Raw genomic sequence first — 26,177 nt, 5'->3', positions numbered from 1 at the left:
GGAAAGTCCGCCCGCCGGCCGCTTGCCTAATGGTTATGCCGGGGCGGCCGCGAAGCGATGTCGCGAAACGTATCGGCCCCCGAAAGCGTCGCACCTTCGTCGATCTGCGTGACAGAATTGCGATAGATGCGCTGCCATGGTGTCGCATCCGGCGGCACTTCGGGAATGCCTTCCGCCTTTCGGCGCGCAATCTCGGCATCGTCAACCAGCATGTCGCAGCGGCCAGCATTGAAATCGATGCGGATGATATCGCCTGTGCGAAGATAGGCAAGACCGCCGCCGGCGGCACTTTCCGGCGAGGCGTGGAGAATAGAAGGGCTGTCCGCCGTGCCGGACTGTCGGCCATCGCCGATCGTCGGCAGGCTGGTGATCCCCTTCTGGATGAGGCGGTCCGGCGGCTGCATGTTGACCACCTCGGCCGAGCCTGGCCAGCCCAGCGGCCCTGCCCCGCGAATGGCAAGGATGGTGTTCTCGTCGAGATCGAGCGCCGGGTCGTTGATCCGGGCGTGATAATCCTCCGATCCGTCAAAGACGACCGCCCTGCCCTCGAAAATGCCTTCCCGGCCGGGAACCGAGAGATAGCGCTTGCGGAAATCCTCGGACACGACGCTCATCTTCATGATGGCGAAATCGAACAGGTTTCCCTTCAGCACCAGGAAGCCGGCGCGCTCCTGCAGCGGTTCGGCAAAGGGGCGGATGACGGCCCGGTCGCTTGCCTGCCTGCCTTCGAGGTTTTCGGCCATGGTCCTGCCGGTGACTGTCGGACAGCCGCCGTCAAGCCGCCCCGCCTGCAGGAGTTCCCACATGATGGCCGGCACGCCGCCGGCGCGATGGAAGCGCTCGCCGAGGAACTCGCCCGCCGGCTGGACGTTGGCGAGCAGCGGAATGTCAAAGCCATGCTCCTGCCAGTCGGACGGCTTCAACGCGACCCCGGCATGGCGGGCAATGGCGGACAGATGCGGCTGGGCGTTGGTCGAGCCGCCGATCGCCGAGTTGACACGGATCGCATTGATGAAGGCCTCGCGGGTCAAGATATCGAGCGGGCGGATGTTCTCGTTGACCAACTCCACGGCGCGCCGCCCGGTGCGATAGCCCATCTGTCCGCGCTCGCGGTAGGCAGCGGGAATGGCCGCGCAGCCCGTCAGCGACATGCCCAGCGCCTCGGCCATGGCATTCATGGTCGAGGCGGTTCCCATGGTGTTGCAGTGACCGACCGAAGGTGCGGAATCGAGCGCGGCCTCAAGAAATTCCTCGCGGGTGATCTCGCCTGCGGCGAGCTTGCGGCGCGAGCGCCAGATCACCGTGCCGGAACCGACCAGCTCGCCCTCGTGCCAGCCGTCGAGCATGGGGCCGCCGGAATAGACGATCGCCGGAATGTTGACGGTGGCGGCCGCCATCAGCGCCGACGGCGTGGTCTTGTCGCAGCCCGTCGTCAGCACCACGCCGTCGAAGGGATAGCCGTAGAGCAACTCGACGAGGCCAAGATAGGCGAGGTTGCGGTCGAGCGCCGCCGTGGGGCGCTTGCAGTTTTCAAAAAGCGGATGGGAGGGGAACTCGATCGGAATGCCGCCGGCATCGCGAATGCCGTCGCGCAGCCGACGGGCGAGCTCGAGATGGTGCCGGTTACAGGGATTGATATCGCTGCCGCTCTGGGCAATGCCGATGATCGGCTTGCCGGAGCGCAATTCCTCCGGCGTGGTGCCGTAATTCATGAAACGCTCCAGATAGAGCGCCGTCATATCCGCATGATCCGGATTGTCGAACCAGTCCTGAGACCTGAGGCGACGTTGCGACATGTGTCTTCTCCCATTCCTTTCGGGCCCGCAACCCGGCCGACCGCCGGAAGCCCGGCCGCATATGATCAGAAATCGACGGGCGATGCACGGCCTTTGGAAGAGAGCACGCCAGCGGAAAAAAGGCGATCCCTCGGAACGATCCCCCTTAGCGCCCGTTTAACAGGCATCGAATTCAAACGGAGCAGCAATTATGAACGGTATCATCTATCTGGTCGGCCTTGTCGTCATCGTCATGTTTATCCTGTCCGTCCTGGGCCTGGCATAAGGGTCCGGTCATGGCAGAACAGGAACATATTCCCAAAACCGCCGCGCCCAGGCCGGGCGTCTCCTACCTCGAATGGGGCGCGATCTTCGGCGGCGCGGCCGTTGCCGGCGCGCTGGCCACGGTTCTCTCCCAGTTCGGCGCGGGCATCGGCCTTGCCGCGAGCGACGCGCAACCCACGCAGGACGGCCTCAGCTGGGCGCTCTTTCTGATCGGTCTCTGGCTCATTCTCGTCGCCTTCGCCAGCGCCTCCGCCGGCGGCTATGTCGCCGGTCGCATGCGCTCGCATTTCGGTGACGGGACCGCAGACGAGAGCGAGTTCCGCGACGGCATCCACGGCATCGTCGTCTGGGCGCTGTCGACGCTTGCGCTCGGCGCGGGCGCCGCCCTCATCTCCGCCATTTCCAGCCTTGGCGCCTCATCGGCGAGCGGCGAGATGACGGATGAAATGATGCGCATGGCGCAGAATGCCTCGGTCATCACCGCATTCGGTTCGGCCGCCGGTGCTATCCTCGGCGCGGCCGGTGCGTGGTTTGCCGGCGTTGCCGGCGGCAAGCACCGCGATGAGGGACTTTCGGTCCACAGTTTCGTGCCGGCGGCGCTTCGTCGCAAGGCGTGACGAAATCGCGGCAATGCGAAATTTCAAGCGGGCCTCCTGACGCGGCCCGCTTTTGCCATTCCGACGGAACAATGCGCGTGTCATCAGACGCGCGCTTTGCGCTACAAGAGGGATGGATGGAGGGGACAGCCGGACATGAAAACGATACTCGCCCTGATCTTCTGCCTTCTCGCCCTTCCGGCGGGACTGGCGGATTCTGCCTTTGCCCAGACAACGAATGCCGGCATCGAGACGGATATCGCGGCCTCCTCCGATGCCGCGATCGAGGCGCGACTCTCAGGCATTTTCGACCAGATCGAGGGACTGGAGAATGTCGATGCGACCGTCCGATCGGGCGTGGTGACGCTGCGCGGCAAGGTGCAGGAGGCCCGCTTTGCAGCGCGTGCGGGCGAGCTTGCCGAACGGGTCAACGGCGTCGTTGCCGTCAACAACGAGATTGCCGAGGAAACCTCGGTCGGCGAGCGATTGGTGCCGGTCTTCGAACGCCTTGAGGCGCGCGCCCTGCAGACCTTGAGTTATGTCCCGCTGATCCTGGTTGCACTTCTCTCCTGGGTGCTTGTCGCGCTTTTCGGCGCCTTTCTGGCAAAGCGTCGGTGGCCCTTCCGCCAGGTCGCGCCAAACACCTTCATCGCCGATCTTCTCAGACAGGTGGTCAGGATCGCCTTCATGATCATCGGCGGCGTGCTGGCGCTCGATATCCTCGGCGCCACCGCGCTTCTCGGCACGCTTCTGGGTGCCGCCGGCATTGTCGGTCTCGCCGTCGGTTTTGCCGTGCGCGACACGGTGGAAAACTATATCGCCAGTATCCTTCTTTCCGTTCGCCAGCCCTTCCGCCCCCAGGATTTCGTCAGGATCGACAATTACGAGGGTTTCGTCATCAGCCTGACGGCGCGCGCCACCATTCTGATGGAGATCGACGGCAACCATATCCGCATTCCGAATGCCACCGTGTTCAAGAGCGTGATCATCAACTACACCGTCAATCCGCAGCGCCGCTTCACCTTCGAGGTCGGCGTCGACGCCAACAGCGATCTCGACCGGGCGCTGAAGATCGGACTCGAGACGGTGTCGCGCCAGAACTTCATCCTCGACGAGCCGGCAGCCGACGCCTGGATCCGGGAGCTTGGCGATTCCAATGTGGTTCTCGTCTTCGTCGGCTGGGTCGACCAGGCGGCAACCAATCTGCTGAAGGCGCGGTCCGAGGCCATGCGGCTGGTCAAACGGGCGCTGGAGACCAACGGTTTCTCGCTGCCAGAACCGACCTATCGTCTGCGCCTTGACGACGACATTCAGAGTGCGCTTTCACTCCCCGCAGCGAGCCTTTCAACCGGCGAGGAGCGCAAAGCGGCGCCGGTTTCAAGCGAACCCGAAACGGCGCAGGACACGGCGATTGATAGCGAACTGCAGAGACGGATAGCCGAGGAGCGCCATCAGAAGGGACGCGGAGACCTGCTGGATGAAAACGCGCCGAACGAATTCGGCAAGTCCTGAACGCTGGATCACGGGGCGGTTGATCTGAACGGGCCGAAGATCAAGCTCTTTGTTTTAGGCATCGGCTTGTCGAACACCGGACGCCACTTTTTCACCCGATGCTCTAGGCATCTTCGATATTGATTTCGCGCCAGATGGCCTCGGCAAAGGAATAGACAGCGAAGAGCATGACGCCGATGCCGAGCGCTGCCAGCAGGAATGCGCCGAACGGCAAGTCCTGGATATATTCGAGCGCGTCCTTGAGCCCCGGCGTATCGCCGCCCTCACCGCTCGAAAGTCCGCGCAGGACCAGCATCACCGCAAGGGTGGCAAAGACGCAGCTGCGCGCTGTGAGGCCCGTGATCGAGATAGGGTGCAACCATTCCATGACCGTTTCCGACGCCTTCAGATGATCGGCATATTTGCGCTTGCAGGCCTTGACCCAGTGGGCGATCGCCACGCCCAGGAAGATGGCGGCAAGCCCAAGCGAAACCGGGCGCGAACCAACGAAGGCAGCAAGCATCTCTGCCGGCGACGAGCCGCCGCCGCTTCCGCCGCCATTGGAGATGCCGACAAGCGACAACGCATAGAATGCGAGCAGGCCATAGGTGACGGCGCTGGAGAAAAGGCCGGCGCGAACGGCAAGCCCCTTCGCGCTGGTGCCATGATCATCCGGATCCATGACCGACTGAAACACGCGCCAGAGACCGTAACTGATCAGGCCGATGATGAGGATTGCGATCAGGACAGAGCCGAAGGGCTGCCCGAGAAGGGTCTGCAACGCGCCCTTGGTGTCCTTGCTTTCGGCAGCGCCGATCGCCGCCAGCACTGCGAACAGGCCGATGATCGTATAAACGAGGCCGCGGGCGAAATAGCCCGTGCGGGCCAGGTGTTTGATCCATCTTGAGCCTGTAGCCATTGAAGGTTCCCTTTTGTTCAGGTTCTCCAAGGCAACGTGCGGTTTAGGCCATTGTTCCTGCCGCAACGGCGCGCCGCGGCGGCAATTTCGTAAGCTCTATTCTACGAAAGTGGAACAGTGTGCAGGCGCAAACGCACCCCCTTGCCTTGACCGGTCCTCTGAAAGCGCTAAAGTTCTGACAGGCGGCGGCGCAGTCCTTGTGCCTTTTCAAACCGCTTCGGGAGGCTGATGGGAGGAGATCCATCGGTTTCAGATGCTTTCGGCGCCATGCGCCGGGAACGCGCGGCGGGCCGCATTGTCGACCTGCTTGTCTCGCCATCTGGCGGACGGGAAATCACGGGGACTGGCCCTGCTGCAGGGCTTTGGAGGAGAACCGATTTACGGTTTTCCATGGAAAGCTTTTGGAGGACATGATGAAAACACTGAAGACACTGACGGCGGCGCTCCTGCTTTCGGCGAGCGCGGCATCCATGGCGCAGGCCGACACGATCCGCTTCTGGACGACGGAAGAACAGCCGGAGCGGCTGGCCAAGCAGCAGGAAATCGCCGACGCCTTCAAGGAACAGACCGGCAACGAGGTTCAGGTCATTCCGGTGACCGAGTCCGAACTTGGCACGCGCGCCACCGCCGCCTTTGCCGCGGGCGACCTGCCCGACGTCATCTACCTCACTGTTCAGTATGTTCTGCCCTGGGCCGAGGCCGGCATTCTGGACGCTGAAATCAACGACGAGATCGTCAACGATCTCGGCATCGATACCTTTGCCCCCGGCGCTATCGAGATGGCGCAGTTCGAGGGCATGACGGCTGCCGTTCCGGTCGACGGCTGGACGCAGATGATCATCTACCGCAAGGACCTGTTCGACGAGGCAGGCCTTGCCCCACCGGATTCCTACGCAAACATCGCCGCCGCCATCGAGGCGCTGCACAATCCGCCGGAGATGTACGGTTTCGTTGCCGCGACAAAGATCGACGAGAACTTCATGAGCCAGGTTCTGGAGCACGTCTTCCTCGCCAATGGCGTGACGCCCGTCGATGAAAACGGCTTCAAGCCGCTGGATGAAGCCAAGACGATCGAGGTTCTCGACTTCTACAAGACGCTCGCCGATGCCTCTCCGGAAGGCGAGCTCTACTGGCAGCAGTCGCGCGCGCTCTATTTCGACGGAAAGGCGGCGATGATCATCTGGTCACCCTTCATCCTCGATGAGCTTGCCGGTCTGCGCGACAGCGCGCCGCCGACGATCAACGACGACCCGACCTCCACCGAACTGGCGCAGATGACCGATGTGGTCACCACCTTCTCCGGCCCGTCCAATCCGGATGGCGCGGCATGGGCGGATATCCGCTATCTCGGCGTGACGGCGGATGCGACCAATCTCGATGTCGCCGCAGACTTCATCAAGTTCTCCATGGACGAGGGCTATATGAATACGCTCTCCATGGCGCCGGAAGGCAAGTTCCCGGTCCGTCGCGGCACGGCGGACGAGCCGAGCAAGTTCGTCGACGAATGGGCGACGCTGCCGGTCGGCGTCGACCGCAAGGCCCCGCTTGCCGATCTCTACCCGGAAGAAACCGTGCAGAAGATCGTCACCGGGCTTGAGACCGCCAACCGCTGGGGCGTGAAGGAAGGCCAACTCGCGCTCGCCTCGAAGATGATCAACAGCCAGATCATCAATCAGGTCGTGCGTGAGTATATCGATGGCGAAATCTCCGGAGAGGAAGCCGTCGAGACGCTGAATTCGGAGCTTTCCGGGATCAATTGATCCCGAAGGCCGGACAAACCGCCGGGCGCTCTTCGTCAGCGCCCGGCCCGTTCATTTCCGAAGGCTTTTCAGATGTCCGACATGACCGACAAGGCTGAAACCACGCCGACGCCGCCAAGAACCTATGGCCGCATGGCCAAGCGCGAGATGCGCTTTGCCTATTCCATGCTGGCGCCGACCTTCCTGATCGTGCTGGCGATCGTGCTCCTGCCGCTGGTCGCCAATTTCTGGATCTCGTTCAAGCCGGTCACGCTTTCAGACCTGCGGCCGCCGGAACTGAACATCAACGAGCGTCTGCGCGGCGATCTCGTCGAGGCCGGAGACACGGCAGAGCTTGAATACAGGCTGCGCAATACCTCTCAGAAAGCCTCGATCTACGAGGCGGGCTTTGTCGATATCATCCCCGACGGCCTCGAAGTCACCGGACTTGACGAGCGCTGCACGCTCTCGGGCCGCGAACTGACCTGCACGCTCGGCGACCTGCCGGAAAAATTCCGCGACCGCATCCGCCTGCAGGTGATTGCCGATACCGCCTACCTGACCTCGCCTGTCGAGCCGCGCGACAACCCGGCCGAGGCCTTCGGAAGATCAGACAATATCCTCACCAATTTCCAGTTCACGCTGGACAATTTCTCGCGCATCTTCTCCTCGCCCGACTTCTGGAAAGTTCTGCGCGTCACCTTCTATTACACGGTGTTCGGCACGGCGAGCGCACTGGTGCTCGGGCTGTTCGCCGCCCAGCTTTTGAACCAGAGCTTCAAGGGCCGCTCGGTGCTGCGCGGGCTTTTCCTGTTTCCCTATGTGGCCCCGGTGATTGCCGTCGCCTTCACCTGGATCATCCTGCTCGACCCTTACTCCGGCACACTGAATGCGCTTCTGGTGCGCTCCGGCATGATCGGCGCGCCGATCGATTTCTTCGGCCAGCGCGATGTCGATATCTCGATTTTCGGCCTGACCTTCCAGTTCCCGGTGGCGCTGACCACGGTGATCGCATTCGAAGCATGGCGCTATTTTCCGCTGTCCTTCCTGTTCATCCTGGCGCGCATGCAGGCGCTTTCCACCGATGTCTACGAGGCAGCCGAGATCGATGGTGCGACGCCGCTGCAGCAGTTCTGGTACATCTCGCTGCCGCAGCTTGTCGGCATTCTGGCCGTGCTGTTCCTGCTGCGCTTCATCTGGACCTTCAACAAGTTCGACGACATCTTCCTTCTGACCGGCGGCGCGGCGGGCACGCGCACGCTGACGGTCGATGTCTATGAACAGGCCTTTGCCGTTTCCAATCTCGGCGCGGGCGCGGCGGTCGCCGTCGTCGTCTTCGTCGTGCTTCTGGTCTTCTCGCTGATCTTCTTCAAATTCTCACCGCAGGATGATGGATGATGCGCATCGGAACCGGTTTCATCGCCGCCATTCTCCTGGGCGCCTTCTGGGGCATCGTCTGGATGATCGTGGTCGGCCTCGTCTTCACCCTGTTTTCCGGGCAGTCGACAGCGCCGCCGCTTGCCATTGCCGCGCTTGCCGGGGCCGTGGGCGCTGCGATCTATGCGCTTTCGCCGGTCAAGACGCGCGACCGGCCGAAAAGCCGGGGCCCGCGCGTACAGGCGACCATGGTGATCGCCATCTTCGCCATCCTGATGCTGTTGACCTTTGGCGAGCCCTTCGGCCTATCGCTGGCCTATACGACCGGGCCGCAACTGATCGCCCTTGCCGTCTTCCTCGTGGCCCTCTGGTGGTCTATCGTCGCAGCGCTACATGACCAGTCCTCCGGCAACCTCGCGCGTTACCACCTGGAAGTGATCTTCCTGCGCTTCATGAAGGGTCTTGGTCTGACGATCTTCACCATCGTCGTTGCGCTCCCCTTCTACGTCATGGTGATGACCAGCTTCAAGAGCCAGCAATCGCTGATCTCCAATCCGCTCGACCTCTCGATCGACCTCAGCCAGGGGCTGTCCGGCCTGTTCAGTTCCTATATCGAGCTCTTCACCGTCTATTCCTTCGGCACCTTCCTGATGAATTCGGCGATCGTGTCTGTCGCCACCGTCATCATCACGCTCGCCTTCGCCGTGCCCGGCGCCTATGCGGTGGCGCGGCTCAATTTTCCCGGGCAGGCCTTCCTGTCGCGCTCGATCCTGCTGATCTACATGGTGCCGGCGATCGTACTGGTGATCCCGCTTTACTCTGTGTTCTCGCAGGTGGGTTTGAGAAACTCGCTGGTCGGGCTGATGATCGTCTATCCGGCCACCACCATTCCCGTTGCGCTCTACATGCTGCAGGGCTATTTCCGCGGCCTGCCCTCCGAACTGGAGGAAGCCGGCCTGATGGACGGGTTGAAACGGCCCGGCGTGATTCTCAAGATCACGTTGCCGCTGGCGCTTCCGGCGCTCGCCTCTGTCGCGCTCTATGTCTTCATGATCGCCTGGAACGAGTTCCTGTTCGCCTTCATGTTCCTCGATGACGTCAGCATGTTCACGCTCTCGCGCGGGGTCGTCTCGCTCAATTCATCGGAAGTGCCGAGACAGCATCTGATGGCGGGCGCGGTGATCGCGACCGTGCCGGTGCTGTTCATCTTCCTCTGGTTCGAACGCTTCCTGGTGGCGGGTCTGACCGCCGGCAGCGTGAAAGGTTGACAATGCATCGATCGCTGAAACAGCAGGCCATCGACATTCTGCGCATGAACGACCGGGGCGGCTATACCGTGCCGACGGCCAGGCTTTACCCCTATCAGTGGGAATGGGATTCCGTCTTTGCCGCGCTCGGCTTTGCCACCTTTGACCGCAACCGCGCCTGGGAAGAGATCGAGACGCTGTTTTCCGGCCAGTGGGATGACGGCATGGTGCCGCATATCATCTTTCACAAGACAGACCCGGACTATTTTCCCGGCCCGGAAATGTGGAAATCCAATACCGTACCGCCCTCCTCGGGCCATTCTCAGCCGCCGGTGGCCGCAAGCGCGATGCTGACGATGATGCAGACCGGCACGGATATGGACAGAGAGCGGGCAAAGGCGCTGTTCCACAAGCTTTATGCCTGGCACCGGTGGTTCCACACCTATCGCGACCCCGACGGCACAGGCGTCGTCGGCATTATCCATCCGTGGGAATCCGGCCGCGACAATTGCCCGGACTGGGATATCGGCATGGACCAGATCATTGTCCCCGATGATCTCGGCGACCTGCCGCGCCGCGACATCACCCATGTCGACCCGTCCGAACGGCCGACGGCGGAACAGTACAACCGCTATCTCGCCATCGTGAAATTCGGCCATGAGTGCAAATGGGACCATCTGGAGATCGCCCGCAACGGCCCGTTCTTCATGGTCGACCCCTGCGTTCAGTTCGCGCTGATGCGCGGCGACCGGGATCTCGCCGAACTGGCAACGGAGTTTGGCGAACCCGGCATCCGCAACGAGGCGGAGGCCTGGCTGAAACATTCAAAAACAGGCTGCGACAGTTTCTGGAGCGACGACGTCGACGGTCATGTGGCCAAGGATCTGCGCTCCGGCGCACTTTCAACGGCCTTCACCAACGCATCCGCAATGGCGCTTTATGCCGATGCCGGCTCGCCCGAGCAGCAAAAGCGGCTGACGGCGGAGATCGCAGCCATTCTCGACCATTGTTCCTTCGGCTTTCCGAGCTGGGATCCACGCCATGAACAGTTTGAAAGCCGCCGCTACTGGCGCGGGCCGATCTGGTCGGTGGTCAACTACATGATCGGCATCGGGCTTTCGGAAAAAGGCGAAACCGCCCTTGCCGAACGGCTGCGCAATGATACGCGCCGCGCCGTTGAGACATCCGGCTTCTTTGAATATTTCGACCCGCTGACCGGCGAGGGTCTGGGCGGCAAGCTGTTTACCTGGACAGCCGCCATCCACCTCGCCTGGGCAATGGGCGACGACATGTTGCAGGCAGGCTGAGGGGAGAGACACATGGGCGCGATCAAGCTCGAAAACGTGGAAAAATGGTTCGGCGACCTGCAGGTCATCAAGGGGATCGACCTCGAGATCGCGGACGGTGAATTCGTCATCTTCGTCGGCCCGTCCGGCTGCGGAAAATCGACGCTGCTCAGGATGATCTCCGGACTCGAGGAGACAAGCCGCGGCCGCATCCTGCTTGACGGCGACGACGTAACCGACCGTCTGCCATCCGAGCGCGGGCTTTCCATGGTGTTCCAGTCCTACGCGCTCTATCCGCATATGGATGTCCGCGACAATATGGGCTTTTCGCTGAAGACCGCCGGCAGTCCGAAAAAGGAAATCGAGGAGAAGGTTGGCCGCGCGGCCGAAATCCTGAAGCTCGAGGACTATCTCGACCGCCGCCCCAAAGCGCTTTCCGGCGGGCAGCGCCAGCGCGTCGCCATCGGCAGGGCGATCGTGCGCGAGCCGAAGGGGTTTCTGTTTGACGAGCCGCTGTCCAATCTCGATGCGGCGCTCCGGGTCGAGATGCGTTTCGAGATCGCCCGCCTGCATGAAACCCTTGGCACAACGATGATCTACGTGACCCACGATCAGGTGGAGGCGATGACGCTGGCAGATCGGATCGTGGTGCTGAAGGATGGCCGGATCATGCAGATCGGTTCACCGCGCGAGCTCTACGAAAAGCCCGACAACCTCTTCGTCGCCCAGTTCATCGGCTCGCCGAAAATGAACATCCTGCCCTGCACCGGCGCCGACGGCAGATATGAGATTACCGGACACGGCAGCGGCCCGTTGCCGGAAGGCACCGAGGGAACACCGGCGACGCTTGGCATACGGCCGGAACATATCGACATCGTCAAACCCGGCGAGGGACAGATTTCCGGCACGGTGGAGATCGTCGAATATCTCGGCTCCGACACCTTCCTCTATGTCGATTGCGGCGAAGCCGGACGGCTGATCGTGCGCGCGGACGAGGTCGAGGACAACATCCGCGGCCAGGACATCGGCCTTTCCTTCCGCGACAGGCACATCCATGTCTTCAACGAGGCCGGCCTTTCGCTTTGAGCCGCACCTTGACGGCGGCCGCCAATCGCGGGAAACCTCCGTCCGTCGAACAGGGAGACCGGACATGGCGGACGCAGACGGCATTTCGTGGGAAGAGAAAGACAGGGCCAGTGTGCTTCACGGCTTTACCGATTTTCCCTCGCTGAAGGAAAACGGACCCGTTATCCTCACCCATGGCGAGGGCATCCACGTCTTCGATGTTCACGGCAAACGCTATCTCGATGCCAATTCCGGGCTGTGGAACAACGTCGCCGGTTTCAACCACAAGGGCATCATTGAAGCGCTGACGGCCCAGGCAGAACGCTTTCCCGGCTATCACTCGTTCTTCGGCCGCATCGCCGATGTCACGGTCGAACTCTCCGAGCGTCTGGTCGGACTCTCGCCCTTTGCGAGCGGCAAGGTCTACTACACGAATTCCGGTTCGGAAGCGAACGACACCATGGTCAAGATGCTGTGGATGATCAACCGCCGCAAGGGCCAGCCGGAACGGCGCAAGATCATCACCCGCATCAATGCCTATCACGGCGTGACCATTGCCACCTCATCCATGACGGCTAAGCCCTATAATAGCGAATTCGGCCTGCCGCTGCCGGGCTTCCTTCATGCCGATTGCCCGCATTACTGGCGTTTCGGGCTGGAAGGCGAGACCCAGGAGGCGTTCACCGAGCGCATGGCGCGCAATCTGAAGGACCTGATCGAGCGCGAGGGGCCGGAGACGATCGCCGGCATGTTTGCCGAACCCGTCCAGGGCGCCGGCGGCGTCATTCCCCCGTCAAAGGGCTATTTCGCGGCGATCCGCCCGGTGCTCCGTGAGTATGACATTCCATTGATCGCCGACGAAGTGATCTGCGGATTCGGACGATTGGGCCAGATGTGGGGCAGCGACTATTACGACATGCAGCCGGACGCGATCATCGCCTCGAAATGCATCACCGCCGGCTATTATCCGATGGGCGCGGTCATTCTGGGCGAACGGCTTGCGACAGAGCTGCAAGCAGCCTCGGAAGCGGCGGAAGAGTTTCCACACGGCTTTACCGCCGCCGGCAGCCCGCTCGGTTCCGCCGTTGCGCTGAAGACGCTGGATGTGATCGAGAACGAGGGGCTGATCGACAATGTCCGGGCGCTGACGCCTTACTTCCTCAAGCGGCTGTCCCGGTTTGGCGACCATCCCCATGCGGGCGAAGTGCGCGGCGTTGGCTTCATGGGCGCGATCGAGATCGTCGCCGACAAGAAAAGAAAGACGCCCTTTGACGGCAAGCTGCGCATTTCCGAGCGCATCGCCAACAAGGCGCTGGAAAAGGGCCTCATCTGCCGCCCGCTCGGCGCCTCCGTCGTGCTCGCCCCGCCCTTCATCATCACGTGGGAAGAGCTCGATACGATGTTCGATCTTCTGGAAGAGACTTTTGCCGCCGTCTTCGCCGAGATCGGGTGACCCCCGACGGTTTTCACGCCTTAGCGTTGAGATGGACCAGCTCGGCATCCACGATCGTGCGCGTCCCCTCGGCAACAGGCTTGCCGCCGATCTGGGCCATGATCGAGCGGAAGGCGGTGCGCGCCAGCGCCGCCTCGTCCTGGCGGATGACGATGACTGTGTTGGGCAGAAGCTCGAGGAAGCCGTCATAGTCGAATGTGGCGATGATCATCTCAGGCGGCACGGCGGAACGGGCCTGTTTCAGACATTGCAGCGCCCCCTCGAGCACCAGCAGCGATGAACAGACAAGAGCCGAAGGCAGCTCTCCGCCGCCGGCAAGCAGCGCCTGCATCATGGTCTCTCCGGCTGCCGCGCTGTCGTCATCCGCCGTCAGCACCCGCGCATTCTCGCCATCACCGGCCGCCTCGCGGAAACCCGCGATACGCTCGACGATCGCAGGATTATCCGGGTGGCCGCAAAAGAACGCCATCCGTTCCGCGCCGGAGGCCATCACCGCCTCTGTGAGCAGCCTCGCATTTTCCCTGTGGTCGCTGGTGATCGCCTCGACGCTATCGCCCGGATAGTGCCGGTCGACCAGGACCATCGGCGGGCGCCGGCCACGTTTGCGGATCGCCGCCGCGGGACGCGGCGCGCAGGGCGCGAGCACCAGTCCATCGACCCCGCGTTCCATGAGGCTCTGCAGGGCGCGGGCCTCGAGCGCCGGATCCTCTCCGCTTGAAGTCGTGATCAGCACCAGACCTTCCGCCCGGCAACAGGCTTCAAGGCTCGCCATGAACCGGGCAAAGAACGGGTTGGCAATCTCCGGCGCGACAAACCCCACGGTGTGGCTGCGCCGCGTCTTCAGATTGCGCGCCGTCTGGTTGATCGTATAGCCGTGCTCGGCCACATAATCCTGAATGATCTTCTGCGTGCGCGCGCTGATCCGGTATTCGGAAGCGCGACCACTCAGAACCATGGTGATCGTGGTCCTCGAATAGCCGGTGTCCTCCGCAATCTCGGATATGGTTTTCGCCATTGCCTGTCTTTCGTCCTGCCTGCCCACGCCGCGTGCGGCCACAATAACGCGGCCCCGGCGCGAGCGCACGGGAAAAGGCCGCCATGTTTCTGCAGAACCAGACACTGCAGGAAACGGAAGACCTAACGCATCGGCCCGAAAATCGGAATCGATTTTCGGAAAGCACGATGCGTAGATAAAATAGGTTAGAGCGTCCTTTGTGCGTCCGAATGGACGCACGGCGCTCTAACGCTTCATCGCCGCCCTGATCTTGCGGTCTGTCTCCTGCAACAGCGCAAAGGCCGCGAACTTTGCTGCGTGGAGAGCCGCAACGGCGCCGCCGGCAGGTTCGATGATCTCCCTGATGGAGGACATCTGCCGCGCGCCCTGTTCCAGATCTCGGTGATGGCCGGACGCGACTGCGCCGATGATCGCACCGCCGAGCAGGACGGGCTCTGCCGTATCGGGCAACGCGACCTTCAGCCCCGTCGCGTCCGCCAAGATGCGCCGCAATAGCGCGCTCTGGGCAGCGCCGCCGCTGACCACGATGGTTTCGAGCGGCAGGCCCTTTTCCTTTTCCGCCTCGATGATCTGGCGGGTGCCGTAGCAAAGTCCGCAAAGGCCGGCGACGTAGAGCGACACGAGACCGTCCTCGCTCGTCTCGAGCTTGAGGCCGCTGACGACGCCGGTTGCCTGCGGGTCGGCATAGGGCGCACGGTTGCCGAGGAACTCCGGCACCACCTGGATATCGCGGCCAAGAAAGGCCGCCTGCTCGGCTGAACCCGCTTTTTCCACCGCGCGCTTTTCCAGATAGACGGGAAGCGGCAAGCCCGCCGCCGCCGCCTTCTCGCGCATGGCGGAATAGGCGGGATGGAGCGTGACCAGATGATCGAGCGCCGCGCCATAGGCTGACTGGCCGCCTTCAAGAAGCCAGAAGCCCGGCACCATGGCGCCGAAATAGGGGCCCCAGACACCATCGACGAAATTCGCGTCCTTCGCCAGCGTCATGGCGCAGGCCGAGGTTCCCATGATCAGGGCCATCTGCGTTTCCGGCGGCAGGTTTTCGCCGTTCGGCCCCGCGCAGGCAAAGGTGCCGACGCCGCCGCAATGGGCATCGATCAGCGACGCGCCGACCGGCGTTCCGGCGACAAGGCCGAGTTCGGCGGCCGCGGCTTCCGTGAGCCCGTCGCCGAGCGGCGTCGCGATATCGACCACATTTGAACCGATGCGGGCGAAGTCGTTCTCGGCGAGTTCCTCAAGGCCGATCGCCCTGAAATAGCCGGCGTCCCAACGCCCCTCATGGGCGAGATAGGTCCATTTGCAGGTCACCGTGCAGACAGAGCGCTCTGTCGATCCCGTCGCCCGAAAGGAGAGGAAATCGGCGAGGTCAAAGAAATGCGCCGCGGCGGCGAAGGTTTCGGGCCGGTTCTCCTTCAGCCAGAGCAGTTTCGGGGTTTCCATTTCCGGCGAAATCCGGCCGCCGACATAGCGCAGCACGTCATGACCGCCGGCATTGATGCGATCCGTCTGATCGATGGCCCGGTGGTCCATCCACACGATAACGTTGCGCTCGGCATCTTCCGACGGACCGACGGCAAGCGGTTTGCCATCGCTATCCAGCACGACGAGCGAGCAGGTCGCGTCAAAGCCGATCCCCTTGACGCTTTCGGGGGCAATGCCGGCTTCGGCGATCGCCGTCTTCGTCGAAAAGCAGATGGCGCTCCAGATGTCGTTCGACGACTGCTCGACAATGTCGCCCGCCTCCCGCCACAGCGCGAGATCCTTCTTGCCGACGCCGAGAAGACGTCCTTCTTCGTTGAAAACGCCCGCGCGGGCGCTGCCGGTTCCGACATCGATACCGATGAAATGACTGCTCATGCTTCTCTCCCTGCTCCGTCAGACAGGCGGAGCAACTCCGTTTTCTTGTCCGGACAGGGTGACCGCCTGCCGCCCGCCCAACCTTCGCAACGGACATTCACCGCGGTTGCGGCCTTGCTGTTACGAGTTAGCCATTCCTTGCTACATCTTTCTCCCGGCAAGCTCAAGCGCCAAGTCGCCACCATCCTGTCCGGATCGAACCGCTTTAGAAACGAAGAAGGCGCCGGAGATGCCCCGGCGCCTTCAAACACGGACTGGAATGAGCCGGCGCTCACGCGGCCGAGGTTTCGACCTTCCTGTTTTCCTCGATGCTGAGCAGCTTGAAAATGTCGACGCGGCGGCGCACCAGATCGTTGATCGTGTATTCGGCGAGCACGGAGAAGAACGCGTTCAGCGCCTTGCGCAGCGCCTCGTTGAAGCCGCAGCTGTCGACCAGCGGGCAATCCGTCTCGTTGGCGTCGTCGAAACATTCTGCCATGGAGAAGTTCTCTTCCGTGACGCTGACCACATCGAAAAGCGTGATTTCCGAGGCCGGACGTCCGAGGCGCACGCCGCCATTGCGGCCCCGCACCGTTTCCATGATGCCGGCCTTGTGCAGCGGCTGGATGATCTTGAACAGGAAGAGCTCGGACACGCCGTAAGCCTTGGCAATCTCGGGCACGCGGCTCAGCTTGCCGTCGTTGGCGGCGCAATACATGAGCATCCGCACTGCATAATTCGTCTGCTTGGTCAGGCGCATACCGGTTTCCTTTTTAGAATCTTTCCAGTTTTATAACGCATTTCTCAATTTGGAACAATTCCAAAAAGAAGAAATTTTTACTCAAGTCTAGGAGTCCGATCGGTTGACACCGCGCGCAGGATACCTGATGAATTAAATCAACTTAAAAGATCACAAGGAGGATACAATGACAAGGCTCAAGGCGCTTGCCGGTTCATTTCTGGCATTGGCGACGGCGGCTGCGGCGGAGGACGTCAACATCTATTCTTACCGCCAGCCGGAACTGATCGCCCCCCTGCTTGAAGCCTTCGAGGCCGAGACCGGCATCAACACCAATGTGCTGTTTCTCGACACGGGCCTTGTCGAGCGGGTGAAGGCGGAAGGTGCCAACTCGCCCGTCGACGTCATCCTGACCGTAGACATCGGCCGTCTGACAGAGGCCAAGGAGGCCGGCGTCACCCAGCCCGTCGAAAGCGCGGTCATCAATGCGGATATCCCCGCGCAGTTCCGTGACCCCGACGGCGACTGGTTTGCGCTGACCAAGCGCGGACGCGTCGTCTACGCCTCGAAGGACCGCGTCGGCCAGGTGCCGATCACCTATGAAGAACTGGCGGACCCCAAGTGGAAGGGCGCAATCTGCATCCGCGACGGCCAGCATCCCTACAATATCGCCCTGATCGCCTCGATGATCGCCCACCACGGCGCCGAGTACACCGAGGAATGGCTGAAGGGCCTGAAGGCGAACCTTGCCCGCCGCCCGAACGGCAACGACCGGGGTCAGGCCAAGGCCATCATGTCAGGCGAATGCGACATCGCGCTCGGCAACACCTATTATGTCGGTCTGATGATGACCAACGACAAGGAACCCGAGCAGAAAGAGTGGGCAGCAGCGATCGACATCCTGTTTCCCAATGCCGACGGGCGCGGAACCCACGTCAATGTCTCCGGCATGGCTATGGCCAAACACGCGCCGCATCCGGAGAATGCGCTGAAGCTGATGGAGTATCTCGCCTCGCCGGAAGCACAGGAAATCTATGCCGAACAGGTTTTCGAGTATCCGGTGATGCCCGGCGCGGAAGCCTCGGAAATCGTCCGGTCCTTCGGCGAGATCCATCCCGACGACCTGTCGCTGGCAGAGATTGCCGCTCATCGCACCGAGGCGTCGGAAATCGTGGACAAGGTCGGCTTCAACGACGGCCCCTGATCTTCAATCCTCTCACGCACGGCACGTTTCCCGGCCCGGCTCAAGAGCCGGGCCTTTTCGTTTCCGCAGCATCCACGCCATTCTCTCGACGGGTCGAGCAACACGGCAGACAACGGCCGGATTTTCGCTATGATGCGCGGCAGAACCAGTTGGGAGAAAAGACAATGGTCAAACTGATCAAAGCCGCCGCCTTTGCGGCCTTGGTAACGGTCGCCGGTTGCCAGACGGCTCCGCCCGAAACGCCGCTTGAGGAATTGCTGGACCAGGGCGCGCGCGCGGAACTCGCCGCCCAGCGCTGCGAAAGCTACACGAGCCTGCGCGGCGACAGAAAACTCAAGAACGCCTCCGAGACGATCTACGCGAAAGCGCGGGAAATGGGCGCCGATCAGTCCGATATCGATGCCGCCCGCCTGCGGGCCCGCCAGCAGGCCGGGATCAGGGATACGCTGATCGGCAACGAGGCGACCTGTGACGAGTTGTCGATCCTGCCGCCGGGCTATTGATCGGCGCCGGGGCTCCCCGAACATCTGACTGCATATGAGAAGGCCGGCCGCATCCGCGACCGGCCACTTTTGTTTCTCACTCTTTCGAGGCCTCCCAAAACGGCGTCCCGGAGCTTCGCGCCGAATCAAGGGCGGGCAGTAACGGAGCCGCGCTCAACGAGCGCATCGGCCCGAAAACCGGAATCGATTTTCGGGCCGATGCGCTGATTCGATAGGTCAGAGCGCGGCTCTTGCACCTCAGTCGAGGATGCCGTTGGCCGTGCCGAGGATCGAGATCGACGGCGTGATCTGCGAGATCAGGCGGTTCCAGTTGGTGATCGGCTGGCTGGCGACGAAGACGATATCGTTCGGCCGAAGCTGCAGCTCGGTTGCCAGAAGGAGGTTCGCGGTATTCTGCGCATCAAGCGCCCAAGCCGTGATCCCGAGAGGCTCGCCTGCCGCAATCCGGTTCTTGCGCAGAACATAGATGCGCCGCGGGTTGCCGGTGACGGGCTGGATGCCCCCCTGCTCGAACATCGCATCGGCAAGCGTGGCGTAACGGTCGAAGGGAAGCGGCCAACGGCCCTGCTGCTTGACCTCGCCGAAGACATAGACGTAGTCCCTGTCGATCGCATCCATCTGAACGCGTGTTTCGAAGATGTCCCGCTGCTCTTCCAGCACGTCGCGCTGGAACTTCGCGAGATCCAGCTCCTGACGCAGATAGCCTTCGGCCAGTTCGACCGAGTATTCGGTGTCGACGAACACGCGGTCCCCGTTCTGCAGCAGGACCTTTGGGATATCGTTCTTGGCAAAGAGCTTCGTCGCCGGGATCTGGTAGGTCTGGTCGTCGCGATAAAGGCGCACCGTCGCATATTCCGGATCGGTGGCAACGACGCCGCCTGCGGCAGTCACCGCCTCATCGAGATAAAGCGGCGTCAGCGTGATCGGCTCAAGCTGCGGCTGCGCCACGGCCCCGCCCACGGCGACGCGCTGGGAATTGAAGTCCGTGATCTCCAGATTGAAGTTCGGATCGATCTGGCTTTCAACAAGTCTCTGGAACAGAACGGACTGGGCCTCCTCCAGCGTCATGCCGCCAATGGTGACCCGGCCAACGGTCGGGATCGCGATCGCCCCGTCGTCCTGAACGGTGTAGCCCTGACGTGCGTTCTGCGCGGCAAGAAGGCCATTGATCTGGTTCAGCGTCGACGTCTCGGCCGTGGGCGTTGCCAGAAGCACCACGTCGCCGACGCCGATCCGGTAGGGCCTGGGCTGCTGCACCGGCGGCAATCTGGTCGGCACGGCTCCCGGTCTCGCCTGCGGCCTGTAGGCGGATATCCGCGGCACCGCGGACCCCTGCAATGTTGCCGTCTGGTCAAAGACAGGCGGCAGGGAGCGCGGCGTATAGGGCGTCATGGCATTCGCCATCATGACATTCTGGCTCGTTACCGGCACAACCTTGACCACGGACGTTTCGCCCACGACCGGGCGAACCTCCGAAACGTTGTACAACGCGCTGCACCCGGTCATGATGATCGCGGTGAGAATGACGGTAATGGCACGCAATTGAAACTCTCCGAATTGCTGTCACTTGCCCCTTAAACATAAGCCCAAAACGTATCACCCCGCAGGAGACAAGCAAAGCGCCTGGCAAGAATACATGGATACTCGAAAACGATTAAACAGAAATTGGTTCTGCTCCTTGGCAGTCGGCAATTCGACCGAAACATACGCTTTTTTTCTTCGTCCTGTGACTGATCGGCGACACGGGCTCGAATACGGACGCCGGATCAATTTGCACTTCCTTAATAAGCGAATCTCAACGTGAGTCCATACCGCGGCTCGTCCTGCGCAAGCATCGTGCCCAGTCCGTGGAGACCTGTTGCATTTGTGGCATAGACATCGGCGCTGAACGGCGTGCCATGGAGGTCATACCGGGCGCCGGCCGACCAGATGGTATCGCCGCCGTCCGAGACAGCCGTGACCTCGCCCAACAATTCAAGATCGCGGAACGGACGGACGGAGACACCGCCGCCGACCCCCCATATCCGCTCGGTGTGGTAGGCGGCAAACTTCGATTCCAGCGTCACGCTGGCCTTTTCCGAAAGTGCAAGGCTTGCCGGAAGCGCGCCATAAAGAACGCCCACGGTCGGCTTGCTGACGTCGCGCCCGGCCAGAACCTGCCCGGAAAGCGAAAACAGATCGCCATATTTCTGGTCCATCAGGCGCAACTTGCCGCCAAACATGTAGGACCATTCATCGTTCCACGGGCTTTGCGCATCTCCGACCGTCCCGCCTGCGGGATATTGCGTGAAGAAGGCGTCCAGCTGCAGATCCTGATCCGGACTGAAGGCGAGATGAAAGTCGCTGAAGTTCCTGTTGCCCATCCCGGCCTCGATCAGAATGCGGCCGGGGGTCAGCGTATCGGCGGCTCCTAGCGTGATCCCGCCGATCTGCTGCTGCAGTTCCAGCTCTGTGACCGGACTCAGCATATCCGCCCTGTAGCTGTCGAAATAGACATCGCGCGTCGCCTCGCCGACAAAGGGCGTGTAACTCAGCCGGATGCCATAGGCGATGTCATCCGATTTCGGAGGAAAGGCGATGATGCTGGTCGCCGGCGTCATGCCCCAGCCATTTGTCGCGAAGAGGTCCACGGCGGCCTTCGGCGTCACGGCAAGCTTCATGCCGGCCATCCAGACCGGCGTCGTCTCCAGGCCGCCGTTGCCTGAAATCGTGTTGCCGTCGGTCGCGTAGGGCAACGTCACCGTCGCATAGGACTGAAGCCCGGTGATCGGCTGCCATGTCAACCCGGCGCCGACATAGGGCACGGTCCCGAAATAGGGCTGGCCGTTGATGCTGTCGGGAAGAAAGGAAACGCCCGGCGTCACGTGGAACCGCAGGGAATCGGTCACCGTCAGGCTGATCGGCAGTTGAAGGCTTCCGGCAAGGTCCCATTCTCCGTTGCCGTCATTCTGATAGAGATCGCCCGACAGGAAGACGCCCTCGAGCGAGCCTGCGACCGCCATGTTCAGGCCGTAGCTGTCGATCAGACCGTATTTGATGCCGCCGCCGCCGGCCAGGAAGGTGAGATTTTCCTCACAAGCCGCCGTGCCGCATTGCGGCGGGTCGTCGAAGACATGGCCGAAGGCGCTGACCTGAAAGCGATCGCTGATCGCCCAGTCCGCCCGCCCCTCGTAGACCTGCGTGCCCGTCGCTTCGCCGCCCAGCGTCTGGTCGGAACCGAACTGAAGGTAGACCGCGCCCTTGGGCAGAAGATAGCCAGTTTCGAAACTGGAATAGTTGGACGCCATCATTTCGATCGGCGTCTGGTCGAGGAACAGGGCACCGGGTCCTTCAAGCACCTGAGCGTCGGCGGAGCGCGCGGCCGTCAGACTCAAAAAGCCTCCGCAAAAAACAGGCAAAAGAAAGAGACCGGCCAGGCTCGATACTCTGGACATAAACCGCCGCTTCCCGATCGTAAAACATCCTAAAAAATCGAGGAGACGATAGCCCATTAACAAATCCTAAACAAGCGGAGGTCCGCAACCGCACGCCATGCAAGAGCAACCGATAAACTGAGGGTAGAAAAAACATGGCAAATCAGGCGCGCAACGCTCGCTTTAGGCGATTTCAAGAAAACATATATTCTGAGCTTGGTCGTCTTTCCACAGCCTGAAGGCAGGAAGCTGCTGCCGGAACCCCCAATTTGCAGGGCTCAGGCCCGAACAGGCGTGATATTTTTGCAGCGCCTTAACCATATTTCCGCAAATTGAGCGGAAACGCAACCAAACCGCGAGGCGCGGCCGACCTTCGCAGTCGAAATCAGGCTAGCCTGAAGGGATTGCATGTCAGCACCGCAGGGCGTTACCGACGTCACAACAGCTTTGGCGACGTCGCTGTTCCGGCGAGCGTGAGCGAGCCCTCGGACCGGAGACACGCGCGCTAATCGCTTGCCGTATCGTCAACGATCCGGCGCAGCGGCGCTCGCGACAATTCATTGTTCGCGTCGGTCAGCTTGCGCAAAAGCACGAGAAACGTCTCCCGCTCTTCCGGCGAGAGTTCCTTCAGGATGACGTCCTGCGTCTCAAACACGGACGGCCGGACGGAATCGAGATATCGGGCGCCCTCATCAGTCAGCTTGAGTATGCGGGCGCGTCGGTCCGACGGACTGACGCGCCGCGCGACTAGGCCGCGCGCCTCCAGACGCGAAATGACGCCGCCGATTGTCACGCGGTCATAGGCAATCAGCCCGGCAAGCGTCGCCTGGTCAATTCCGGGATGGTTTGAAAGCTGCGCCAGAACGGCGAATTGCACCGGCGTCAGCTCAAAGCCGGCCGCGCCGGTCTCGGCCATGAAGGCCGATACGGCAATTTGCTGAAGCCGGCGGATCAGGTGCCCCGGCAAGTCGTCGAGATTCGTCATGTCTCCCCCAAACCTATCCATTGTCAAAACAGAATATCGTCGCCGTGGCAACTGGCCCTTACCTCCGCCCTCTGCTCTCCTGGCACGGGAACGGCAGCGCATGCGCCCCGAATATAATAAGCATACACATTATTTCTTGACGCCGGTCAATTTAATAAGTACACGTCCTATTAAATCGAGCCAAGGAGGAGCCGTTCGATGAACATGATGATGCCTGAAGACAGCGCCGAACTGCGCGCGCTTTACGCGGCCTTCAAGAAAAATCACCTCAATCCGCTCTGGACCCAGATCGGCGACCTGATGCCGGCGCACCCCAAGCCCAGGGCAAAGGCCCATGTCTGGAAATGGTCTGAGCTCTATCCGCTGGCGCAGCAATCCGGTGAACTGGTTCCCGTCGGCCGCGGCGGAGAGCGCCGCGCCATCGGCCTTGCCAATCCCGGGCTCGGCGGAGAGGCCTATGTCTCGCCGACGCTGTGGTGCGCGATCCAGTATCTTGGACCGAAGGAAACGGCGCCAGAACACCGTCACTCCCAGAACGCCTTCCGTTTCGTCGTCGAGGGAGAAGGCGTCTGGACCGTCGTCAACGGCGATCCGGTGCGCATGAGCCGCGGCGACTTCCTGTTGACGCCCGGCTGGAACTTTCACGGCCACCACAACGAGACCGACCAGCCCATGGCCTGGATCGACGGCCTCGATATCCCCTTTTCCTATCAGAACGACGTCGGCTTCTTCGAATTCGGCTCCGACCGCGTCACCGATTATGCCACGCCGGACTATTCGCGCGGCGAACGGCTCTGGTGTCATCCGGGCCTGCGTCCGCTTTCCGGACTTCAGAACACCGTGAGTTCGCCGATCGGCGCCTATCGCTGGGAATATACCGACCGGGCGCTCACCGAGCAGCTGCTGCTTGAGGAGGAAGGCCAGCCCGCCACTTTCGGGCAGGGTCATGCTGGCGTCCGCTACATCAACCCGACCACGGGCGGCGATGTCATGCCCACGATCCGGGCGGAGTTCCACCGCCTGCGTGAAGGCGTTGAAACGGCAACGCGCCGCGAGGTCGGCTCGACCGTCTTCCAGGTCTTCGAAGGCCGCGGCGCCGTCGTCATGAATGGCGAGCGCAAGACGCTGGAAAAAGGCGACATTTTCGTTATCCCGTCATGGGTTGCGTGGTCGCTCGAAGCCGAAACGCAGTTCGACCTCTTCCGCTTCTCCGACGCGCCGATCATGGAACGCCTGCACTTCAACCGCACGCTGGTCGAAGACGCGGACGCATGATGAGCCTTGAGGAAGCCCGCCGCGCGCTGATGGCGCGCCAGGGTCCCGGCGCACGATATGACGCGCCGGAGGCCCCCGCCGAAATGCTGCATCTCGCGCGCACCGGCACGGCCTATTTCGCCCGCTTTCTGAACCGGCTGGCGGAACAGGAACTCTATGCGCCGATGGGCGCGGACAACCAGACGGCCGCTCACGTGATCTGCGCGGTGTCCTACCAGGCCCGCGGCATTGCCCGTCAGGGCGAGGCGATCGCCGCGGGAGACACGGTTCCGCCGCTCTATGACAGCGAAGCCGAACTCAGGACGAAGATCGAACTCGGCGCCACATTGCCGGCCCGCGCGCTTCGCCACCTGTTCGACCACACCGCCGTGCACCTGAACGTGGTCTGGCGGGACCTCACCGGCGACGGCTGGCGGACGGAAGCGCCCGGCGAAGACGGCCTATGGCGCCCCTTTTCAGACAGTGCCCGGATGCGGGCCTGCTCCATCTGGGCGGCCGCGTTCGATCTCAACAACGGCGCGCGCAAACGCGACATCCCGGCCGCGCTCGCCGCCGCGAAATGCAGTGAATTTGCCATTTCACACGGCATACCGACATGATGAAAGGACTTTACCGATGACCAAAGAGGCTCTTTTCCCCTCCCCCGCATGGCCAACCATTCCGGTTGAAGGCGAATCCGCCGGATATCCGGTCCATCGGATTTTCTGCGTCGGTCGGAACTACGCGGCCCATGCAGCCGAGATGGGCGTCGAAGTGGACCGCGAGGCTCCGTTCTACTTCACCAAGTCGGCGTTGATGGCCCAGCCAAGCGACACGACGATCGCCTATCCGCCCGGCACGGAGAATTTTCACTATGAGATGGAACTCGTCATCGTCATCGGCAGCCCGGTCTTTCGCGCGGACAGGACGGCAGCTCAGGCAGCGATCTACGGCTATGCCTGCGGCCTCGATATGACCCGCCGCGACCTGCAGCTTGCCGCCCGCGCCAAGCAGCGCCCCTGGGATCTCGGCAAGGACGTCGAGCAATCGGCCGTCATCGCCGGCATCACCAAGGCGGATGCTTTCGGCGCGCTCGGCCCGCAGCGCATCCATCTCGAAGTCAACGGGGAGGTCAAACAGGACGCCCATCTGTCGGACCTGATCTGGAAGGTCAATGAGATCGTCAGCGACCTGTCGAAATTCTACCACCTCGCTCCCGGTGACGTGATCATGACCGGCACGCCGGCCGGCGTTGGTCCCGTGGTTGCCGGCGATGTCATCACCGGCGGCATCGACGGTCTTCAGCCCGTCAAGCTTTCGATCGGAGCGGCGGAATGATCCGCTTCTACGGCTATTTCCGCTCGTCCTCGGCCTATCGCTGCCGCATCGCCTTCAACCTGAAGGACGTCGACTACGATTTCGTTTCGGTGCATCTGCGAAAAGATGGCGGGCAGCAGAAGAGGCCTGACTATCGCGCGAAGAACCCGCAGGCGCTGGTCCCGGCGCTCGAGGATGGCGACTTAACCCTGACCCAGTCGCTCGCGATCATCGAGTGGCTGGACGAGTCCTTTCCCGAGAAGGCGCGCTTTCTGCCCGAGGACAAGGACACAAGGGCGAAGGTCCGCGCCTTTGCCCAGGCGATCGCGTGCGACACCCATCCGCTGCAGAACCTGCGCGTCCTCGACTATCTGAAAGCCGAATTCGGCGCCGACCAGGCAGCGCTCGACCGCTGGTGCGGCCGCTGGATCGGCGATGGTCTCGCCGCCTGCGAGGCGCTCCTGGAAAAGGAGCCGGCCTCCACATTCTGCTTTGGAGAAACGCCGGGGCTGGCCGATATCTGCCTCATCCCGCAGGTCTTTTCCGCAGAACGCTTCGGCGTCGACCTTTCCGCCATGCCGCGCCTTGTCGCGATCGCCGAGGCAGCCAACGCGCTTCCCGCCTTTGCCAACGCCCATCCGCGCAATCAACCGGACGCGGAGTGATCAAAATCGATCA

General features: G+C 62.1%; 22 protein-coding genes. 14 read left to right on the top strand and 8 right to left on the bottom strand.

The genetic code is table 11. The annotated features are described in order from the left end of the window. Positions 1–26 precede the first annotated feature (26 nt). Positions 27–1,796: an IlvD/Edd family dehydratase gene (locus tag JET14_RS03720; protein WP_200336856.1), complete on the bottom strand. Its 1,770-nt coding sequence runs from the start codon at positions 1,794–1,796 to the stop codon at positions 27–29. Between the two features lie 275 nt (positions 1,797–2,071). On the opposite strand from JET14_RS03720, the gene JET14_RS03715 reads away from it, so the two are divergent. Next, complete coding sequence (locus tag JET14_RS03715) at positions 2,072–2,677, top strand: hypothetical protein (RefSeq protein ID WP_200336855.1); 606 nt, start codon at positions 2,072–2,074, stop codon at positions 2,675–2,677. A 135-nt stretch (positions 2,678–2,812) separates the two neighbouring features. Next, positions 2,813–4,168 (top strand): mechanosensitive ion channel family protein, encoded by a 1,356-nt coding sequence (locus tag JET14_RS03710; protein ID WP_200336854.1) that lies wholly within the window; start codon positions 2,813–2,815, stop codon positions 4,166–4,168. A gap of 103 nt (positions 4,169–4,271) precedes the next feature. Here the strand turns inward: JET14_RS03710 and JET14_RS03705 are convergent, their stop codons facing one another. Then, positions 4,272–5,066 carry a DUF1206 domain-containing protein gene (locus JET14_RS03705; protein WP_200336853.1) on the bottom strand — a complete coding sequence of 265 codons (795 nt, stop codon included), beginning with the start codon at positions 5,064–5,066 and terminating at the stop codon, positions 4,272–4,274. A 413-nt stretch (positions 5,067–5,479) separates the two neighbouring features. On the opposite strand from JET14_RS03705, the gene JET14_RS03700 reads away from it, so the two are divergent. From JET14_RS03700 to JET14_RS03675, 6 genes are all read left to right on the top strand, one after another. After that, positions 5,480–6,826: an ABC transporter substrate-binding protein gene (locus tag JET14_RS03700; RefSeq protein ID WP_200336852.1), complete on the top strand. Its 1,347-nt coding sequence runs from the start codon at positions 5,480–5,482 to the stop codon at positions 6,824–6,826. A 72-nt stretch (positions 6,827–6,898) separates the two neighbouring features. Further along, a complete protein-coding gene (locus JET14_RS03695; RefSeq protein ID WP_246750500.1) occupies positions 6,899–8,203 on the top strand; it encodes a carbohydrate ABC transporter permease in 1,305 nt (434 codons plus the stop codon). Beyond that, the gene (locus JET14_RS03690) at positions 8,203–9,450 is read left to right on the top strand and encodes a carbohydrate ABC transporter permease (RefSeq protein WP_246750498.1); all 1,248 of its coding nucleotides are present in this window, start codon (positions 8,203–8,205) and stop codon (positions 9,448–9,450) included. Before JET14_RS03695 ends, JET14_RS03690 begins: the two co-directional genes overlap by 1 nt. 2 nt (positions 9,451–9,452) lie before the next feature. Then, the gene (locus JET14_RS03685) at positions 9,453–10,736 is read left to right on the top strand and encodes an MGH1-like glycoside hydrolase domain-containing protein (RefSeq protein WP_246750496.1); all 1,284 of its coding nucleotides are present in this window, start codon (positions 9,453–9,455) and stop codon (positions 10,734–10,736) included. A gap of 12 nt (positions 10,737–10,748) precedes the next feature. Next, positions 10,749–11,801: an ABC transporter ATP-binding protein gene (locus JET14_RS03680; protein WP_200336849.1), complete on the top strand. Its 1,053-nt coding sequence runs from the start codon at positions 10,749–10,751 to the stop codon at positions 11,799–11,801. A 64-nt stretch (positions 11,802–11,865) separates the two neighbouring features. Beyond that, positions 11,866–13,233: an aminotransferase gene (locus tag JET14_RS03675; protein ID WP_200336848.1), complete on the top strand. Its 1,368-nt coding sequence runs from the start codon at positions 11,866–11,868 to the stop codon at positions 13,231–13,233. A 13-nt stretch (positions 13,234–13,246) separates the two neighbouring features. Here JET14_RS03675 and JET14_RS03670 read toward each other — a convergent pair whose 3' ends face one another. The 3 genes from JET14_RS03670 to rirA all read right to left on the bottom strand — a co-directional run bounded on the left by JET14_RS03670 (position 13,247) and on the right by rirA (position 16,844). Continuing rightward, complete coding sequence (locus JET14_RS03670; RefSeq protein WP_200336847.1) at positions 13,247–14,248, bottom strand: substrate-binding domain-containing protein; 1,002 nt, start codon at positions 14,246–14,248, stop codon at positions 13,247–13,249. A gap of 225 nt (positions 14,249–14,473) precedes the next feature. Then, the gene (locus JET14_RS03665; protein ID WP_200336846.1) at positions 14,474–16,105 is read right to left on the bottom strand and encodes an FGGY-family carbohydrate kinase; all 1,632 of its coding nucleotides are present in this window, start codon (positions 16,103–16,105) and stop codon (positions 14,474–14,476) included. A gap of 271 nt (positions 16,106–16,376) precedes the next feature. Beyond that, complete coding sequence (gene rirA / locus JET14_RS03660; protein WP_024706082.1) at positions 16,377–16,844, bottom strand: iron-responsive transcriptional regulator RirA; 468 nt, start codon at positions 16,842–16,844, stop codon at positions 16,377–16,379. Between the two features lie 166 nt (positions 16,845–17,010). On the opposite strand from rirA, the gene JET14_RS03655 reads away from it, so the two are divergent. Both JET14_RS03655 and JET14_RS03650 read left to right on the top strand, forming a co-directional pair. Next, entirely contained in the window at positions 17,011–18,027 is a 1,017-nt protein-coding gene (locus tag JET14_RS03655) for a Fe(3+) ABC transporter substrate-binding protein (protein WP_200336845.1), read from the top strand. 164 nt (positions 18,028–18,191) lie between these two features. Further along, complete coding sequence (locus tag JET14_RS03650) at positions 18,192–18,530, top strand: hypothetical protein (protein ID WP_200336844.1); 339 nt, start codon at positions 18,192–18,194, stop codon at positions 18,528–18,530. A 237-nt stretch (positions 18,531–18,767) separates the two neighbouring features. Here JET14_RS03650 and JET14_RS03645 read toward each other — a convergent pair whose 3' ends face one another. The 3 genes from JET14_RS03645 to JET14_RS03635 all read right to left on the bottom strand — a co-directional run bounded on the left by JET14_RS03645 (position 18,768) and on the right by JET14_RS03635 (position 22,928). Next, on the bottom strand, positions 18,768–20,072 hold the full coding sequence (locus tag JET14_RS03645; RefSeq protein WP_246750494.1) for a polysaccharide biosynthesis/export family protein: 1,305 nt from the start codon (positions 20,070–20,072) through the stop codon (positions 18,768–18,770). 239 nt (positions 20,073–20,311) lie between these two features. Beyond that, on the bottom strand, positions 20,312–21,904 hold the full coding sequence (locus JET14_RS03640; protein WP_200336843.1) for a hypothetical protein: 1,593 nt from the start codon (positions 21,902–21,904) through the stop codon (positions 20,312–20,314). Positions 21,905–22,448: 544 nt separating this feature from the next. After that, positions 22,449–22,928 (bottom strand): MarR family winged helix-turn-helix transcriptional regulator, encoded by a 480-nt coding sequence (locus tag JET14_RS03635; protein ID WP_200336842.1) that lies wholly within the window; start codon positions 22,926–22,928, stop codon positions 22,449–22,451. Positions 22,929–23,126: 198 nt separating this feature from the next. Between JET14_RS03635 and JET14_RS03630 the strand changes: the two genes are divergently transcribed. The 4 genes from JET14_RS03630 to maiA are packed head-to-tail and all read left to right on the top strand — an operon-like array spanning position 23,127 to position 26,164. Further along, on the top strand, positions 23,127–24,203 hold the full coding sequence (locus JET14_RS03630) for a cupin domain-containing protein (RefSeq protein WP_246750492.1): 1,077 nt from the start codon (positions 23,127–23,129) through the stop codon (positions 24,201–24,203). After that, the gene (locus tag JET14_RS03625; protein WP_246750490.1) at positions 24,203–24,802 is read left to right on the top strand and encodes a maleylpyruvate isomerase N-terminal domain-containing protein; all 600 of its coding nucleotides are present in this window, start codon (positions 24,203–24,205) and stop codon (positions 24,800–24,802) included. The genes JET14_RS03630 and JET14_RS03625 overlap by 1 nt, the downstream gene beginning before the upstream one ends. A gap of 16 nt (positions 24,803–24,818) precedes the next feature. Next, on the top strand, positions 24,819–25,520 hold the full coding sequence (locus JET14_RS03620; RefSeq protein ID WP_200336840.1) for a fumarylacetoacetate hydrolase family protein: 702 nt from the start codon (positions 24,819–24,821) through the stop codon (positions 25,518–25,520). Beyond that, a complete protein-coding gene (maiA, locus tag JET14_RS03615; RefSeq protein ID WP_200337973.1) occupies positions 25,520–26,164 on the top strand; it encodes a maleylacetoacetate isomerase in 645 nt (214 codons plus the stop codon). Before JET14_RS03620 ends, maiA begins: the two co-directional genes overlap by 1 nt. Positions 26,165–26,177 lie beyond the last annotated feature (13 nt).

It is taken from the genome of Martelella lutilitoris (assembly GCF_016598595.1).
GTDB classification, from domain to species: Bacteria; Pseudomonadota; Alphaproteobacteria; order Rhizobiales; family Rhizobiaceae; genus Martelella; species Martelella lutilitoris_A.
The sequence above is the reverse complement of the archived record's forward strand: the minus strand, read 5'-3'. Positions and strand labels throughout refer to the sequence as shown.

Excerpts from the sequence above, each read along its gene's own strand:
- JET14_RS03720 (WP_200336856.1), bottom strand. The coding sequence starts at position 1,796 with ATGTCGCAACGTCGCCTCAGGTCTCAGGACTGGTTCGACAATCCGGAT.
- JET14_RS03680 (WP_200336849.1), top strand. The coding sequence starts at position 10,749 with ATGGGCGCGATCAAGCTCGAAAACGTGGAAAAATGGTTCGGCGACCTG.
- JET14_RS03690 (WP_246750498.1), top strand. The coding sequence starts at position 8,203 with ATGCGCATCGGAACCGGTTTCATCGCCGCCATTCTCCTGGGCGCCTTC.
- JET14_RS03710 (WP_200336854.1), top strand. The coding sequence starts at position 2,813 with ATGAAAACGATACTCGCCCTGATCTTCTGCCTTCTCGCCCTTCCGGCG.
- JET14_RS03630 (WP_246750492.1), top strand. The coding sequence starts at position 23,127 with ATGAACATGATGATGCCTGAAGACAGCGCCGAACTGCGCGCGCTTTAC.
- JET14_RS03665 (WP_200336846.1), bottom strand. The coding sequence starts at position 16,105 with ATGAGCAGTCATTTCATCGGTATCGATGTCGGAACCGGCAGCGCCCGC.
- JET14_RS03635 (WP_200336842.1), bottom strand. The coding sequence starts at position 22,928 with ATGACGAATCTCGACGACTTGCCGGGGCACCTGATCCGCCGGCTTCAG.
- rirA (WP_024706082.1), bottom strand. The coding sequence starts at position 16,844 with ATGCGCCTGACCAAGCAGACGAATTATGCAGTGCGGATGCTCATGTAT.
- JET14_RS03655 (WP_200336845.1), top strand. The coding sequence starts at position 17,011 with ATGACAAGGCTCAAGGCGCTTGCCGGTTCATTTCTGGCATTGGCGACG.
- JET14_RS03675 (WP_200336848.1), top strand. The coding sequence starts at position 11,866 with ATGGCGGACGCAGACGGCATTTCGTGGGAAGAGAAAGACAGGGCCAGT.
- JET14_RS03700 (WP_200336852.1), top strand. The coding sequence starts at position 5,480 with ATGAAAACACTGAAGACACTGACGGCGGCGCTCCTGCTTTCGGCGAGC.
- JET14_RS03705 (WP_200336853.1), bottom strand. The coding sequence starts at position 5,066 with ATGGCTACAGGCTCAAGATGGATCAAACACCTGGCCCGCACGGGCTAT.
- JET14_RS03620 (WP_200336840.1), top strand. The coding sequence starts at position 24,819 with ATGACCAAAGAGGCTCTTTTCCCCTCCCCCGCATGGCCAACCATTCCG.
- JET14_RS03685 (WP_246750496.1), top strand. The coding sequence starts at position 9,453 with ATGCATCGATCGCTGAAACAGCAGGCCATCGACATTCTGCGCATGAAC.
- JET14_RS03715 (WP_200336855.1), top strand. The coding sequence starts at position 2,072 with ATGGCAGAACAGGAACATATTCCCAAAACCGCCGCGCCCAGGCCGGGC.
- JET14_RS03670 (WP_200336847.1), bottom strand. The coding sequence starts at position 14,248 with ATGGCGAAAACCATATCCGAGATTGCGGAGGACACCGGCTATTCGAGG.
- JET14_RS03625 (WP_246750490.1), top strand. The coding sequence starts at position 24,203 with ATGAGCCTTGAGGAAGCCCGCCGCGCGCTGATGGCGCGCCAGGGTCCC.
- JET14_RS03695 (WP_246750500.1), top strand. The coding sequence starts at position 6,899 with ATGTCCGACATGACCGACAAGGCTGAAACCACGCCGACGCCGCCAAGA.
- JET14_RS03650 (WP_200336844.1), top strand. The coding sequence starts at position 18,192 with ATGGTCAAACTGATCAAAGCCGCCGCCTTTGCGGCCTTGGTAACGGTC.